We start from the raw sequence: 15128 nt of genomic DNA, 5'->3' as shown, positions 1-15128 counted from the left end.
CTTTAGCACGGCCGCGCCACCACCGGCACCGGCGTCAGAACGTCATCGTGACGACGCGGCCGCCGGTCCCCTCGACGAGCTCGATGCGCGCGCGGCGCGCGACGACGCGGGCCACGGCGACGGCGCGCTCGCCGCCGTCGCGCACCACCACGTCGAGCGCGACCGCCGGCGCCCCCTCGCGCGGGCTCCGCTCCGCGATCCGCACGATGGAGCGCCCGTCCGGCAGGCGAGACACGGTGAGGTGAGGGCTCGCGACCCCGGCGGCGCCGACCATGCCGACGGCGAGCTCCATGAGCCCGCTCACGGCGCGCACGTCGCCCTCCACCTCGTTGGCGCGGCCGTCCGAGGACACGACCGAGATGCCGACGACCGGCCGCCCCTCGGCCGCCGTGGCGCTCCAGTTGCGGAGCACGTCGATGAGATCGAGCGGCGTCGGCCGCAGCTCGAGCGTCGCCATCACGAGCTCGGACAGGCGCAGCGCGCCGCTCAGCTCCCGGGCCGTCCTGCGCACCGACGCCTCGAGCGCGAGCCGCTGCCGCGCGTCGATGCCGCGCTCGGCGCCGCCGCGCTCCCCGCGGCCGCGGACGGGGGCGCGCCCCGGCGCGGCGCCGGCCGCGGCGCGCGACAGCTCGTCCGTGAGGCGCGCGACCTCGACGCCCGCGTGGCCGAGCACGGCGCACGCCGCGTCGGCCGCCGCGGCGTCGCCCGTCTCGACGAAGCCGTCGCGGACCGCCGCGGAGAGGCTGTCGAGGGCAGAGACGAGCGCCGCGCACCCCTCGCACACCTCCGGCAGCGCGAGGGCGACCCCGCGCGGCCCGACGCGCCGTGAGCCGAGCAGGTGCGCGAAGCTCTCGATGCCTGCAGCGCCGTCCCGCGCCGCGCCGAGCGCAGCCGCGAGCCGCTCGCCGAGCATCAGTTCGTCGCGCTCGGAGCGACCTCGTAACCCGCGAAGAAGTACGCGATCTCGCGCGCCGCGGTCGCCGTCTTGTCGGAGCCGTGGACCGCGTTCTCGCCCACGTTCGCCCCGTAGAGCTTGCGGATCGTCCCCTCCGCCGCCTTCGCCGGATCGGTCGCGCCGATGACCTCGCGGTACTTGGCGACCGCGTCCTCGCGCTCGAGGGCCATCACCAGGATGGGGCTGCGCGACATGAACGTCACGAGCTCGTCGAAGAAGCCGCGCCCCTTGTGCTCGGCGTAGAAGCCTTCGGCCTCCGCGCGGGTGAGGTGGATGCGCTTCATCGCTTTGACAGTGAAGCCCTCCTTCTCCAGGCGGGCGATGATCGCGCCGGCCGTGTTCTTTTCGACCGCGTCAGGCTTGATGATTGAGAGGGTTCGTTCGAGGGCCATGGGCGGCCCAGTTAGGCGAAAACTCTGAGATTTGCAAGCGCCACGCGCGCCAGCGGGGATGCCGCCGCGCGCTGCGTCCGCGCCGCCGCGCGCTGCGTCCGCGCCACGAGCGCCCCCGCGCGATCTCGTCGTTCCCGTCCGCCTGCCGCCGCGGACGTCCTGGCTGCGCCCGCGCTGCACTGCGGCACCTCTGCGTCGCCTCGGATCGGCCTGTCCGCCGTCCCGCGCGCCTCTCTGCGCTTTCCTCGGCCTCTCTCTTCACCTCCTGCTCACCGCCATTCCATCTCGTGGAGACGACGCGCGACACGCGAGATCGCCATCAAGCTGTCACAATGCGCTGCTACATCCTTCGGCCATGCCGAGCCACGTGCTCATCGTCGAGGACGAGCGCGACCTTCAGCGCGTCCTCACATACAACTTTCGTCAGGCTGGGTTTGATGTCGTCTCCGCCGGGAGCGGAGAGACAGCGCTCCGCGCGGTCAAGGAGGAGCGGTTCGATCTCGTCCTCCTCGACCTGATGCTCCCGGACATGTCGGGGACCGAGATCTGCCGCCGCCTCAAGCAGAACCCGCAGACCTCGGCGGTCCCCGTCATCATGGTCACGGCCAAGGGGGAAGAGATCGACCGGATCGTCGGCTTCGAGCTCGGGGCCGACGACTACGTCGTCAAGCCGTTCAGCGTGCGAGAGCTCATCCTGCGCGCCCGGGCGATCCTGAAGCGCTCCGAGAGCCCCACGTCGGCCCCGGAGAAGTTCGACTTCGGGATCCTGCGGGTCGATCGGGCCGCGCACCGGGCCTGGGTGCAGGACAGCGAGATCGCGCTGACGGCGCTCGAGTTCCGCCTGCTCATGATGCTCCACGACCGCCGCGGCCGCGTGCTCTCGCGCGATCTCCTGCTCGACGAGGTGTGGGGGTCGCACGTCGACGTCACCTCGCGCAACGTCGACACGCACGTGAAGCGGGTCCGCGAGAAGCTCGGGGCGGCGGGCGACTACATCGAGACAGTGCGCGGGGTCGGCTACCGGTTCCGCGCCGAGCCCGAGGTCGCGTAGTGCCGTCATGCGCGCGCTGAGGCGGCTCGGCATCGGCGCGAAGCTCGTCGTGGCGACGGTGTTCGTCCTGCTCGTCGCGGGCGTCCCGGTCGAGCGCCTCGCCGCGCGCGACATGGAAGCGGCGCTGCTCGCGGAGCACAGCCCGCGCGCCGCCGTCGACGCGGCCCTCTGGCGCTCGCGGCGCGCCATGCTGATCGGCATGGGCGCCGTGATCGTCGTCGCCATCTCGGTCGGCGCCGCCACCACCTTCTTCATCACGCGCCCGATCCGGAGGCTGACCCGCTTCGCGCTCGCGATGTCCGAGGGCGACCTGTCGACGCGCGCGCCCCTGCGCGGCTCGGGCGAGCTCCGGCAGCTCGCGCGCGCGCTGAACCACCTCACGAGCGAGCTGTCCCGCTCCATCGCCGACGTCCGGACCGAGCGCGACCTGCTCGCGGGCATCCTCGACGGCATGAGCGAAGGCGTGCTCGTGCTCGATCGCGACGGGCGGATCGTCCTCGCGAACCGGGCGCTGCGCGCGATGGCCCCGCTCGGCGACGATGCGCTCGGCCGATCGGTCATCGAGGCGATCCGGAACGCGCGGCTCACCGAGGCGATCCAGCTCGCCGGCAAGCGCGACGAGCCTGTCGACGTCGAGGTCGAGCTCGGGCGGACGCTGCCGAGGCGGCTGCTCGTGCGCGTGTCGCGCCGGAAGAGCCCGGCGGGGCTCGGGCGTGACGCGCGCGGCCCGGATCACGACGGCGCCTCGGCCGAGCCGGGGCTCATCGCGGTGTTCCACGACGTCACCGATCTCCGGCGGCTGGAGACGATCCGGACCGACTTCGTCGCCAACGTGTCCCACGAGCTGCGGACGCCGGTCACCGCCATCAGCACGGCCGCCGAGACGCTCCAGCTCGGAGCGCTCCAGGATCCCGACGAGGCCGCCGAGTTCGTCGACGTGATCGATCGGCACGCGAAGCGCCTCCGCCACCTCGTCGACGACCTGCTCGACCTCTCGAAGATCGAGGCGAAGAACTTCCGCCTCGCGCTGGCGGAGCTCGACGTAGCCCCCGCCATCGACCACGTAACGCACCTGCTCGGCGAGGCGGCGCGCCGCCGCCGGGTCACGGTGACGGTCGACGCCGCCGCCCTCCCGCGCGCGCGGTGCGACCGCCGCGCGCTCGAGCAGGTGCTCATGAACCTGCTCGACAACGCCATCAAGTACGCGGGCGAGGGCGCCCACGTCACCGTCAAGGCGCGCTCGCTCGACCAGCAGGTGACGATCGCCGTCGCCGACGACGGCCCCGGTATCCCGCCCCACCACCTGGGCCGCATCTTCGAGCGGTTCTACCGCGTGGACGCTGGCCGCTCGCGCGACCTCGGCGGCACGGGGCTCGGCCTCGCCATCGTGAAGCACCTGGTCGAGCTGATGAACGGTTCGATCGAGGTCGAGAGCGCCATCGGCCGCGGCACCCAGTTCACCGTCCGTCTCTCGCGCGCGGCGTGACCACGCAGAGTCAGGAAAAACCGGTACTCACCGTTCCACCCTGCTGTCACGCGGCTGTCACAGAACTCGATTACGCCTGATGTTGCATGGCTCGAATTCTGCTCACCCTCACGATGTTCCTCCTGGCCGCTGGATGCGGTCGCTCCGATGCCCCGCAGGACACCGGCTCGCTGCCCGGCGCGAATAAAAACGCCGCGCCCCAGCCGACCGCCGACGGGGAAGTCGCCCTGACGGGCGCGGGTGCGACGTTCCCGTACCCTCTTTATACCAAGTGGATCGCCGAGTTCCAGAAAGCGAACCCCAAGGTCAAGATCAACTACCAGTCCATCGGCTCCGGAGGCGGCATCCGGCAGATCACCGAGCGGACCGTCGATTTCGGCGCCACCGACGCCCCGATGACCGAGGAGCAGCTCGCGAAGGCGGCCGGCATCCTGCACCTGCCGACGTGCCTTGGCGCGGTCGTGCTGACCTACAACCTCGAGGGCGTCCCGTCGGGCCTGAAGCTCACGCAGGAGGCGGCCGCGAACATCTTCCTCGGCAAGATCAAGAAGTGGAACGACCCGGCCATCCAGAAGGAGAACCCGGACGTGAAGCTCCCCGAGAAGGACATCGCGACGGTCCACCGCTCGGACGGCAGCGGGACCACCAAGATCTTCGTCGACTACCTGAGCGCGGTCAGCCCGGAGTGGAAGAGCGGCCCCGGGAGCGGGACCAGCGTCAACTGGCCGGGTGGCCTCGGCGCCAAGGGCAACGACGGCGTCTCCGCCCTCATCACCAGCACGCCCGCCGCGATCGGCTACATCGAGCTCGCGTACGCGATGCAGAACAAGCTCACGTTCGCGTCGCTCAGGAACAAGAGCGGCAAGTTCGTGGCGCCGTCGCTCGAGAGCACGACGGCAGCCGGCGCCGGCGCCGCCACGAGGATGCCGGACGATCTCCGGATCTCGCTCGTGGACGCCGAGGGGGAGGACGCATACCCCATCGCCGGCTTCACCTACCTCCTCGCGTACCAGGAGCAGAAGGATCTCGCGAAGGGGAAGGTGCTCGCCAGCTTCATGAAGTGGGCTGTGCGAGACGGCCAGAAGTTCACCAACGACCTCCACTATGCGCCGCTGCCCGCGGCCGTCGTGGAGAAGGTCAACGCGAAGCTCGCCGCGCTGGTGGGTCCTGACGGCAAGCCCCTGCTCGCCCCATAGCAACCCCGAAGGAAGGCCCGCCAGCGGCGCCATCGGCGGTCTCCGCCGTGCGCCGCTGCGGTGCGTGCAGGTAGGTCATGAGCACGGTAGAAGTTCCGATGCAACAAGCTGCCTCGTCCGCGCAAGGGGGCGACACGGCGCGCGGGACCCGCGGCGCGGACCGAGCGTTCCGCGCGATCCTGACGGTGTTCGGCCTGACGGTGCTCGCGGTGCCCGCGCTGATGGTGCTGGAGCTCGTCCGGTCATCGCGGCTCGCGATCGACAAGTTCGGCCTTGGGTTCCTCACCGGGAGCGTGTGGGACCCCGCGCGCGAGCAGTTCGGGGCGCTGCCGTTCGTCTACGGCACCGTCGTCACCTCGCTGATCGCGATCGCGATCGCGGTCCCCGTCTCGCTGGGCCTCGCGATCTTCATGTCGGATCTGGCGCCCCACCGGATCCGCAAGCCGCTCGGCTTCATGGTCGAGCTGCTCGCCGCGATCCCGAGCGTCGTCTACGGGTTCTGGGGCATCGCCGTGCTCCGCCCCTGGCTCAGGGACAGCGTCGAGCCGGTCATCATCAAATATTTCGGCTACGTGCCCCTCTTCGAGGGCCCGCCGCTCGGCTTCGGCATGTTCGCCGCGGGCGTCATCCTCGCGATCATGATCGTGCCCACGATCACCTCGGTGTCGCGCGAGGTGATGCAGGCGGTCCCGCAGCTGCACCGCGAGGCGGCGGTCGGCCTCGGCGCGTCCGCCTGGGACACCATCCGCTACGCGGTCCTGCCGTCCGCGCGCTCGGGCATCATCGGGGCGATCATCCTCGGGCTGAACCGGGCGCTCGGCGAGACCATGGCGGTCACGATGATGATCGGCAACGTCCCGAAGGTGAGCGCATCGATCTTCCACCCCGGGTACTCGATGGCGAGCGTCATCGCGAACGAGTTCGTCGAGGCGACCAGCGACATGTACGTGTCGGCCCTGTCCCAGATCGCGCTGCTCCTCTTCGGAGTGGCCCTTCTCCTCAACCTCTTCGCCCGGTGGCTCGTGAGCTCGACCAAGAGCAAGCTGGAGCAACGCGCATGAGCAGCGAGACCCCTCCCCCCTTCGCGAGCCCCTCCGGCGCCCCCCGGCGCACGCTGCTCGCACCCGCGCCGGGCGAAAGCCTGCGCCGCGCCCGCGGATACTTCTTCGAAGGGCTCTGCGTCGCGAGCTCCGTCGTCGTCCTGATCCCGCTCTTTCTGATCTTCCTCTACGTCGTCAGCAAGGGCGTCAGCGGGCTGTCCCTCGACTTCTTCACCCAGCTCCCGAAGCCGGTCGGCGACGCGCGGAGCGGCATGGGCAACGCCGTCGTCGGCACGCTCATCCTGGTCGCCATCGGCTCCGGCATCGGGCTGCCGACAGGCATCCTCGCCGGCATCTACCTGGCCGAGATGGGGCGGGGCAAGCTCGCGAGCGCGATCCGGTTCATCGCGGACGTGCTCGGCGGCGTCCCCTCGATCACCATCGGCGTGTTCGTCTACGCGCTCGTCGTGGTCACGATGAAGCGGTTCTCCGCGCTCGCCGGCGGCATCGCGCTCGCGATCGTCATGCTCCCGACGGTGACCCGCACGACGGAGGAGCTGCTCAAGCTCGTGCCGCCCCACCTGCGCGAGGCGTCGCTCGCCCTCGGCGTCCCGGAGTGGCGCACGAGCCTCTTCGTCGTGCTCCGGACGGCCTCTCCCGGCATCGGCACCGGGGTGATGCTCGCCGTCGCCCGCATCGCCGGCGAGACAGCGCCGGTCCTCCTCACCGCGCTGGGCTCGCAGTACTGGAGCGTCGCCATCGACCGTCCCATCGCCTCGCTGCCCGTGCAGATCTGGCGCAACGCGACATCGCCCTACCCCCAGTGGCAGCAGGAGGCCTGGACCGGCGCGCTCGTGCTGATCGCCATCGTGTTTTTCTTGAATTTGCTCGCCCGCATCGCCACGTCTCGCAGCGTCAAGGCGCGTTAAAGGCACTCGATGAGCTCGTTTAACTCACCGCGCAATGCACAGACCGGCGAGCTTCGCCGAGGGCTCGACCCGGACGGCGCCGACCGCCGCTCCGTCGAGCCAGAGGCCGACGCGCCGCCCGCGAAGATCAGCGTCACCAGGCTGAACGCTTATTTCAATAAATTCCATGCGATCCACGACATCACGTTGAACATCCCGGATGGCCATGTCACTGCGGTCATCGGCCCGTCCGGATGTGGCAAGTCGACGTTCCTGCGCTGTCTCAACCGGATGCACGAGCAGGTGCCCGGGGCCACGGCGAAGGGCTCCGTCATGATCGATGGCGTGAACATCTACGACAAGGCCGTGGACCCGGTGCGGCTGCGCCGCCGGGTCGGCATGGTGTTCCAGAAGCCCAACCCGTTTCCCACCATGTCCATCCGCGAGAACGTCCTGGCCGGCCACAAGCTGAACGGCATCTCGGTGAAGAACGCGACCGGCCTCGTGGAGAAGTGCCTGCGCCAGGTCGCGCTCTGGGACGAGGTGAAGGACAAGCTCGACCAGTCCGGCCTCTCGCTCTCCGGCGGCCAGCAGCAGCGGCTCTGCATCGCGCGCGTGCTCGCGGTCGAGCCCGAGGTCATCCTGCTCGACGAGCCGTGCTCAGCGCTCGACCCGATCGCGACCGCGCGCATCGAGGAGCTCATCGACGAGCTGAAGCAGCGATATACTTGCGTGCTCGTCACGCACAACATGCAGCAGGCCGCGCGGTGCTCTGACTACACGGCTTTCTTCTACATGGGGGATCTGGTGGAGTTCGACAGAACACAGACAATCTTCACCAACCCCAAGGAAAACAAGACCGAAGATTACGTCACAGGTAAGTTCGGCTGAGGGGAATGGGGAGATTCATGCCGACGTCGCACACGAGCAAGGTCTACGAGCACGAGCTACGCACGCTGCGAGAGAAGCTGCTGCTGATGGGCAGCCTGGTCGAGGAGATGATCCAGAAGGGCTCGACCGCGCTCTCGACGCGCGACACGGGCCTCGCCAAGGCGACCATCCGGCTCGACCGGCGGATCAACAGCCTGGAGTGCGAGGTCGACGAGCTCTGTATGCGCATCCTCGCGACGCGCCAGCCGGTCGCGTCCGACCTGCGCTTCGTCACCACGGCGCTCAAGATCGTCACCGACCTGGAGCGCATCGGCGATCTCGTGGTGAACGTCTGCGAGCGGGTGCAGGAGCTCAACGAGGAGCCGCCGCTCGCGCCGGCGTCGGAGCTGCAGGGCCTCTCGGACGAGGCGATCGAGGTGGTGCACGAGGCGCTCGACGCGCTGGTCGCCCGCGACTGCGAGCGCGCGAAGCAGCTGCTCACGCGCGACGACGTGATCGACGAGCACTACGCCCGCATCTTCCAGGAGGTGCTCCTGACCATGAGCCGCGACCCGAGCACCGTGTTCAGGGCCACGCGGATCCAGTCGATCGCGAAGTACCTGGAGCGCATCGCCGATCACGCGATGAACATCGCCGAGTCGGTCGTCTTCCTCGTGAAGGGGACGGACATCCGGCACAACAACCGCCTGAAGGAGAACGACCCGCTCTCCACGCCGCCGCCGCCCGGCCTGCGGCTGCGCTAGGCGCCTGGGCGCTACCCGGGGGCGCGCCGCGCCGCCGATCGACAGGCGCGCCGCGCCGCCGATCGACAGCCCCTAGGCGCCCACGCTGCCCGGGGGCGCCGAGCCGCCGTGCGCGTGGCCGTGGTGCTCCTCGGGCCCGTGCTCGCCGCCGCAGCGGGCGTCCTCCCATCCGACCCAGTAAGGGCCGTCCGGGCCGTGCTCGCGCTTCCAGATCGGCAGGCGCGCCTTGATGCGGTCGATGAGCAGACGGCACGCGCGGAAGGCCTCGCCCCGGTGCGGCGCGCTCGCGGCGCAGGCCACGGCGGCGTCGCCGATGTGGAGCGCGCCGACCCGGTGCGTCGCGGCGACGCGCACGCCCGGGATCTCCGCGGCGAGCTCCGCGAGGATCCGCTCGAGCTCGGCCTCGGCCATCGTCCCGTAGGCCTCGTACTCGAGCAGCGTGACCGACCGGCCGTCGTTCACGTCGCGAACCACGCCGAGGAACGTGGCGATGCCGCCCGCGCCGGGGTGGGACACGGCGGCGATGAGCTCGTCGAGGCGGAGCGGCTCGGTGCGGATCCGGCTCACGGCGCGCTCCTCTGGAAATGGCCGGAGCGGCCCCCGCTCTTCTCGAGGAGCTTGATCTCCGAGATCACCATCTCCCGATCGATCCCCTTGAGCATGTCGTAGATCGTCAAGCACGCGGCGCTCACCGCCACCATCGCCTCCATCTCGACCCCGGTGCGATCGAGCGCCTCCGCCGCGGCCGTCACCCGGATCGCCGCGGAAGGCTCGTCCACGTCGAGCTCGACCGCCACGTGCGTGAGCGCGATCCCGTGGCAGAGGGGGATGAGCTCGGGCGTGCGCTTCGCCGCCATGATCCCCGCGATCCGCGCGGCGGCCAGCACGTCGCCCTTCGGCGCGTCGTGGCGCGCGACGCGGGCGATCGTCTCGGGGCGCATCAGCACAGCGCCCGACGCGACAGCGCGGCGGTGCGTGACCGGCTTGCCTTCGACAGGCACCATGCGGGCCTCGCCGCTCGGGGAGAGGTGGGTCGAGAGCGCTTGGCCCTCGCCGGGGCGATCAGGGGTTCGCGACATCCCCGGGAATCTGACACGGCAGCCCGCGGGACCGGAAGCCGAACCGTGTCCCCGGGCGGCGCCGGTCAGTCACCGCATGAGGCACCGCATGAGGCACCGCATGAGGCACCGCATGAGGCACCGCGTCAGCCGCCGATCGCGCGGATCGACACCGAGGACGCCGTCTCCTCGGTGCAGCCCTTCCAGACCGTACCGTCCGGCTTCAGGCGCCACGCCTCGTCGAGGCGCTGGCGGATCGCCGCGTGATCGCCGATCTTCGCCTCGCGCGAGGCGTCGACCCCATCGTCGGTGGCGAGGCACGGCCGGAGGACGCCCGTCGACGAGACGCGCAGGCGGTCGCAGCTCTCGCAGAACGTGTCGCTCGTGCCCGTGATGAACCCGACGCGGAGCGATGGGTCGTGGCGGGCACGGACGTACCTGGCCGGGCCGAGGCCCGGGTCGGTGACCGCCTCGTCCGGGAGGAGGTGCTCGGCGAGGCGCGCCCGCATCTCGGCCGCCGTGACGAGGTGCTCGCCGACGAGCCTGGCGCCCTCGGCGATCGGCATCACCTCGAGGAAGCGCGGGATCATCCGCAGCTCCCAGGCCCACAGCGTGATGCGCTCGATCTCGTCATCGTTCACGCCGCGGAGGACGACCGTGTTCAGCTTGATGCCGGAGAAGCCCGCCGCGATCGCGGCGCCGAGGCCCTCCAGCACCCGGGCGAGCTCGCCGCCGCGTGTCACCTCGCGGAAACGCTGGGGATCGAGGGTGTCAATCGAGACGTTCAGGCGGTGCAGCCCGGCGTCGCGCAGCGGCCCGGCGAGCCGCGCGAGCTGCGACGCGTTCGTCGTGAGGGCCAGATCCTCGAAGCCGAGCGAGGCGAGGCACGCGACGATGGAGACGATCTCGGGGTGGAGGAGCGGCTCGCCGCCGGTCAAGCGGACCCGCCGGATGCCGGCGTCGCGCAACGCCTCGAACATGGTGCGCCAGGCGGACGTCATCAGCCGGCCGTCGGTGTAGCCGTCGTGGCGGGACGGGCGGCAGTAGGTGCAGGCGAAGTCGCACCGGTCCGTGACCGAGATGCGCACGCTCCGCGGCGCGGGCCTCGGCTGCGCGCCGGGCGCATCGACGTCCCGGTACGGGATCGCGGCCGCCCGGCGCGGGGCGTCTCCGCCGCCGAGGAGCGGCAACGAGCGCCGCCGCAGGGCCGATGTGTCGATGGAAATGGGCGCCGGGTCGAGGCCAGTCGATGAAGCCATGCTGTCCCTCGCGGCTCCGCTAGCCGCCCGCCACAGGCGGGATGAGCGCTACCTCGTCGCCGAAACCTACAGGATCGCTCGGCGTCGCATAGGTGCCGTTCACCGCCACCCGGATCGATCCCTTGTAGGGAGCGAGCCCAGGATATCGGGCGCACACGTGCTCCAGGAGCTCCGCCGCCGTACAGGGGCCAGCGAGCGGCAGCGCGACTTCTCCGGCGCCGAGAACATCTCTCGCACCTGCGAATGCGAGCACGCGAACAGCGGCATCCATGGGCGGAACCTAGCATCGCTGCGCTGCCGCGACACGACGAACTGGGGCCGAGCGCCCCGGGGAGGCCCCCGCGAGATGAGCCTACCGGGCACGGCCGGCACGGCTATCATCGGACCGCTCACTGCCATGTCCGAAGAAGGCTTTTTACCGGGCACCATCCTGGCCGGTCGCTATCAGGTCCGTCGCGAGCTGGGGCGCGGCGGCATGGGCGTCGTCTATCTCTGCCGGGATCTCGTGATCGACGAGCGCGTCGCCGTGAAGCTCCTCGACCGGCCAGGCGCGGCCGCGCGGCCCGAGGACGCCTGGTGGTTCCAGGAGGAGGCCCGGGCGCTCGCCGGGCTGTCGCACCCGGCGCTCGTGAAGGCCCGCGACTTCGGGGCGCTCGCCAACGGGACGCCGTACCTCGTGATGGACGCCGTGCCAGGGAGGTCGCTCCACGAGTGGCTCTACCTCGCCCGGCTCGAGGACCCGCTGCCCTGGCCGATCATCTGGAGCGTCATCGACCAGGTCCTCGGCGCGCTGGCGCACGCGCACGCGCGCGGCGTGATCCACGGGGATCTGAAGCCCTCGAACGTCCTCGTCGATCTGCAGCACGGCGGCGAGCCGCCGATCGTGCACGTGCTCGATCTCGGGCTCGCCTGGCTCATCCAGGACCGGATCGATCACCGGCTCGACGGCTCCCGGGAGAGCGAGCCGACCGTGCGGTGGGGCGCCGGCACGCCGGGCTGGATGGCGCCGGAGCAGATCCGCTTCGCGGCGCCCCACGTCGGGTCTGCGACGGACCTCTACGCGCTCGGCTGCATCCTCTACGCCCTGCTCGCCGGCGGCGAGGTCTACGACGGCTCGAACGACGAGCTGCTCCAGCAGCACCGGAGCGCGCCGATCCCGGATCTGCCGTTGCCCCCGGAGGTGCCCGGCGACGTCGCGAAGTTCGCGAAGCGGCTGCTCGCGAAGCGGCCGTGGCACCGCTTCGACTTCGCGGGCGACGCGCGGCGCGTGTGGAAGCGGTTCGAGCCGCGCAGCGACGTGAACGTGGCCGCGACGCCGCTGCCGATCGCCTTGCTCACGAGCGGGCGGCTGCCCCCGAGCCGCAAGGAGCTGCTGACGCCCGAGCTGATCGAGCCTCCAGACGACGACCCGCCGCCGTCCGTGACGACCACCGGCCTGCTCGCCCTCCGGCCGAGCCCGTTCGTCGCGCGCACCGGCGAGCGGGCGCGGCTCATGGAGGTCGTGGCCGAGATGGTCGACGCGCCGAAGGCGATGCACCGGTTCGTCCTGCTCGCGGGCGAGGCCGGCGTCGGCAAGAGCCGGCTGGCCGAGTGGCTCTGCGAGGAGGTCCACGAGCGCGCGCTGATGGTGCCGCTGCGCGCGCGCTACCGGCGCATCGCGGCGCCGCTCGACGGCGTCCTCGGCGCGGTGACCCAGCACTACCGGCTGGAGCGGGCCGAGCGCGAGATCGTCGAGAAGGTCCTGATGAACCTCTGGGAGGTCCCGCCCGAGGACGAGGTCGGCAAGACGTGGGTCGCCGCGACCGCCGAGTGGATCAAGCCGTCGCCCCCCGGCAGCGAGGCGGTCGGCCCGACGGGGAAGCGCTTCCGCCTGGATCGACCGGAGCTCCGCTGGCTGATCATCCGCAAGACGCTGGAGCGGATCGGCCGCGACCGGCCCGTGCTGCTCTGGCTCGACGACCTGCACTACGCCTCGTCGACGACGTTCGAGGGGCTCCTCACGCTCCACCGCGACGCGCCGAACCTCGGGCTGCTCGTCGTGGCGACCGTCCGGAGCGAGGCGGTCGAGTGCGATCCGGTGGCGGCGAAGCGGCTGGAGGGCGCGCTCGCGGCGTACGGCGGGGAGCGGCTCGACGTCGCCCCGCTGAACCCGGTGCAGACGCACGCGCTGCTGCGGGAGACGCTGCCGCTCGACGACGCGGCGGCCGAGGCGGCGACGGCGCGGAGCAAGGGCAACCCGCTCTTCGCGCTGCAGCTCCTGCACGCGTGGGCGGGCGGCGGCCACCTCCAGCTCCGCGCGGGCAAGTACTTCGTGCCGAGGGGGTCGATGGCCGTGCAGGCGGCGACCACCGCCGACCTCTGGGAGGAGCGGCTCGCGGCGCTCCCGGAGGAGCTGCGGGCCGGCGCGCGCGCGGCCGCCGCGCTCGGCGGCGACATCCGGCGCGAGATCCTGCGCGAGATGCTCACCTCGCTCGACATCCCCGCGGACCGCGCGATCGCGGCGATGCAGCGCGCGCAGATCCTCCTCGCCGTGGGCGATCGCCTCCGCTGGCCGCACGCGCTGCTCCAGGAGCACCTGCTCTCGCAGCTCTTCCTCGAGCTGGACGCGGCGCGCGTCTTCCGCGCCGCCGCCGACGCGCTCGGCGCACACCCGGCGGCGTCGAGCCGCCGCATCCTCCGGCACCGGGTGGTGAGCCTGATGCGCGCCGGCGACACGGACGAGGCGGCGGCGCTCATGCACGCGCACGTGGCGGCGCACTGGCAGAGCTCGCGCGACATCGCCGCGACGCTGCGCGATCTCGCCGTGCTCGACGGCAAGCTGCCCGGGGGCAGCGACTCGCGCCCGGGCCTCAGGGGCGGCGTGGAGACGCGGCCCGTGCTGACGGGGACGCGGCTCGGGACGCAGCTGCGCTTCCGGGCCGAGGCGCTGCGGCTGGCGGGCAGGCTCGACGAGGCGCGGCGCGACGCGGAGGACGCGCGCCGCATCTTCGAGCACGCCGGCGACCGGGAGAACCAGGCGCACTGCCTGCGGCTGCTCGGGCACATCGCGTCGGACGTCGGCGCCGAGGCGCAGGGGCGGCGGCTCGTCGCGCGCGCGCACACGATCTTCGACGAGATCGGCCACCGCCACGGGCAGGCGCAGTGCGAGGTGCTGCTCGGGGAGATCGACTTCCAGCTCGGCGAGCACGCGCGGGCGCGGGCGGTGCTCGCGTCGGGGGAGGCGCGGTTCCTGGAGGTCGGCGATCGACTCGGCCGGGCGCAGTGCCTGCTCCTGCAGAGCATGGTCGAGCAGGCCGGGGCGCTCGCCGAGCCGGCGCGGGCGCTGCTCACGACGGCGCGCGCCGACTTCGACGCGATCGGCTACCGGCTCGGGCTCGCGCAGTGCGAGCTGACGCTCTCGCACGTGGAGCACCGCCTCGGCCGCTTCGATGCGGCGCGCACCGGCGCGATCGCGGCGCGGCAGAGCTTCCGCGATCTGGCGAACCCGCGCGGCGAGGCGGGGTGCGAGCGGCTCCTCTCGATGGTCGCGCTCGACGCGGGCGCGCCGGAACTCGCCGAGGAGCACGCGCTCGCGGCCGGCAGGCTCTACGAGACGCTGGCGGACCCGTGGGGCCTCGTCGAGGCGCGGCTGCTCTTCGCGCAGATCTCGCTCCACCGTGGGGACGCGGAGCAGGCGCGCGAGCACCTCGTCGCCTGCGAGGCGGTGGCGCTCGCCGAGGCCGAGCCCCGGCAGCACCGGCACCTGACGCTCGCGTGGCTCGCTTACCACGAGGGGCGGTTCCACGAGGCGGCGCGGGAGCTCGACGCGGCGCGGGCGTCCTTCAAGGACAGCCGGACCGGGGATCACACGCCGCAGCTCCTCGAGCGGTTCGCGAGGATGGGTTGGCCCAAGCCGGCGGGGACGCGGATCAGCGGCTGGATGCGCACCCTGGCGCCCGCCTGAGGGCTGACGGCTTACGCTCGAGAGGAGCGCTGACTCCGACCGCGAGGGCTGGCGTGGACCGGGTGGGGGTGATCAGTCACCGAATTTCCAGCCGGCAGCGCGTCGCCGAGCGGGGCTCGTCCGCACAGGAGACGGGCCCAGATCGGCGTTTTCGGCGCGCAAGCGCACTCCTGTGCGCTGAGCACCGAAAACGTCGAGGTGGGCCC

At 71.7% G+C, this 15128-nt stretch carries 14 protein-coding genes; 8 read left to right on the top strand and 6 right to left on the bottom strand.

The window, feature by feature from the left end:
* Positions 1-34: 34 nt before the first annotated feature.
* A complete protein-coding gene (locus WME89_RS17525) occupies positions 35-913 on the bottom strand; it encodes a hypothetical protein (protein WP_438010271.1) in 879 nt (292 codons plus the stop codon).
* Positions 913-1347, bottom strand: coding sequence for a nucleoside-diphosphate kinase (gene ndk, locus WME89_RS17520; protein WP_437514627.1), 435 nt, complete (start codon positions 1345-1347; stop codon positions 913-915). Before ndk ends, WME89_RS17525 begins: the two co-directional genes overlap by 1 nt.
* Before the next feature lie 355 nt (positions 1348-1702).
* Between ndk and WME89_RS17515 the strand changes: the two genes are divergently transcribed.
* The 7 genes from WME89_RS17515 to phoU all read left to right on the top strand — a co-directional run bounded on the left by WME89_RS17515 (position 1703) and on the right by phoU (position 8662).
* A complete protein-coding gene (locus WME89_RS17515; protein ID WP_437665831.1) occupies positions 1703-2398 on the top strand; it encodes a response regulator in 696 nt (231 codons plus the stop codon).
* A 7-nt stretch (positions 2399-2405) separates the two neighbouring features.
* Complete coding sequence (locus tag WME89_RS17510; protein ID WP_438010270.1) at positions 2406-3884, top strand: ATP-binding protein; 1479 nt, start codon at positions 2406-2408, stop codon at positions 3882-3884.
* A gap of 86 nt (positions 3885-3970) precedes the next feature.
* Complete coding sequence (gene pstS / locus WME89_RS17505) at positions 3971-5080, top strand: phosphate ABC transporter substrate-binding protein PstS (protein ID WP_438010269.1); 1110 nt, start codon at positions 3971-3973, stop codon at positions 5078-5080.
* A gap of 98 nt (positions 5081-5178) precedes the next feature.
* Positions 5179-6141 carry a phosphate ABC transporter permease subunit PstC gene (gene pstC / locus WME89_RS17500; protein ID WP_438010268.1) on the top strand — a complete coding sequence of 321 codons (963 nt, stop codon included), beginning with the start codon at positions 5179-5181 and terminating at the stop codon, positions 6139-6141.
* A complete protein-coding gene (gene pstA / locus WME89_RS17495) occupies positions 6138-7049 on the top strand; it encodes a phosphate ABC transporter permease PstA (protein ID WP_438010267.1) in 912 nt (303 codons plus the stop codon). The genes pstC and pstA overlap by 4 nt, the downstream gene beginning before the upstream one ends.
* Before the next feature lie 9 nt (positions 7050-7058).
* Positions 7059-7919 carry a phosphate ABC transporter ATP-binding protein PstB gene (pstB, locus tag WME89_RS17490; protein WP_438010266.1) on the top strand — a complete coding sequence of 287 codons (861 nt, stop codon included), beginning with the start codon at positions 7059-7061 and terminating at the stop codon, positions 7917-7919.
* 17 nt (positions 7920-7936) lie between these two features.
* Entirely contained in the window at positions 7937-8662 is a 726-nt protein-coding gene (phoU, locus tag WME89_RS17485) for a phosphate signaling complex protein PhoU (RefSeq protein ID WP_438010265.1), read from the top strand.
* A 72-nt stretch (positions 8663-8734) separates the two neighbouring features.
* Here the strand turns inward: phoU and WME89_RS17480 are convergent, their stop codons facing one another.
* From WME89_RS17480 to WME89_RS17465, 4 genes are all read right to left on the bottom strand, one after another.
* On the bottom strand, positions 8735-9229 hold the full coding sequence (locus tag WME89_RS17480; protein WP_438010264.1) for a molybdenum cofactor biosynthesis protein MoaE: 495 nt from the start codon (positions 9227-9229) through the stop codon (positions 8735-8737).
* Positions 9226-9741 carry a cyclic pyranopterin monophosphate synthase MoaC gene (gene moaC / locus WME89_RS17475; RefSeq protein ID WP_437310503.1) on the bottom strand — a complete coding sequence of 172 codons (516 nt, stop codon included), beginning with the start codon at positions 9739-9741 and terminating at the stop codon, positions 9226-9228. The genes WME89_RS17480 and moaC overlap by 4 nt, the downstream gene beginning before the upstream one ends.
* A 125-nt stretch (positions 9742-9866) precedes the next feature.
* The gene (locus tag WME89_RS17470; RefSeq protein WP_438010263.1) at positions 9867-10979 is read right to left on the bottom strand and encodes a GTP 3',8-cyclase MoaA; all 1113 of its coding nucleotides are present in this window, start codon (positions 10977-10979) and stop codon (positions 9867-9869) included.
* Positions 10980-10998: 19 nt separating this feature from the next.
* Positions 10999-11250 carry a MoaD/ThiS family protein gene (locus WME89_RS17465; RefSeq protein ID WP_437930824.1) on the bottom strand — a complete coding sequence of 84 codons (252 nt, stop codon included), beginning with the start codon at positions 11248-11250 and terminating at the stop codon, positions 10999-11001.
* A 126-nt stretch (positions 11251-11376) separates the two neighbouring features.
* Between WME89_RS17465 and WME89_RS17460 the strand changes: the two genes are divergently transcribed.
* Positions 11377-14922 carry a protein kinase domain-containing protein gene (locus WME89_RS17460; protein ID WP_438010262.1) on the top strand — a complete coding sequence of 1182 codons (3546 nt, stop codon included), beginning with the start codon at positions 11377-11379 and terminating at the stop codon, positions 14920-14922.
* The last annotated feature ends 206 nt before the right edge of the window (positions 14923-15128 follow it).

Origin of the sequence: Sorangium sp. So ce321 (assembly GCF_051530195.1) — a bacterium.
Classification (GTDB): domain Bacteria; phylum Myxococcota_A; class Polyangia; order Polyangiales; family Polyangiaceae; genus Sorangium.
This window is presented reverse-complemented; position numbering and strand designations above follow the sequence as displayed.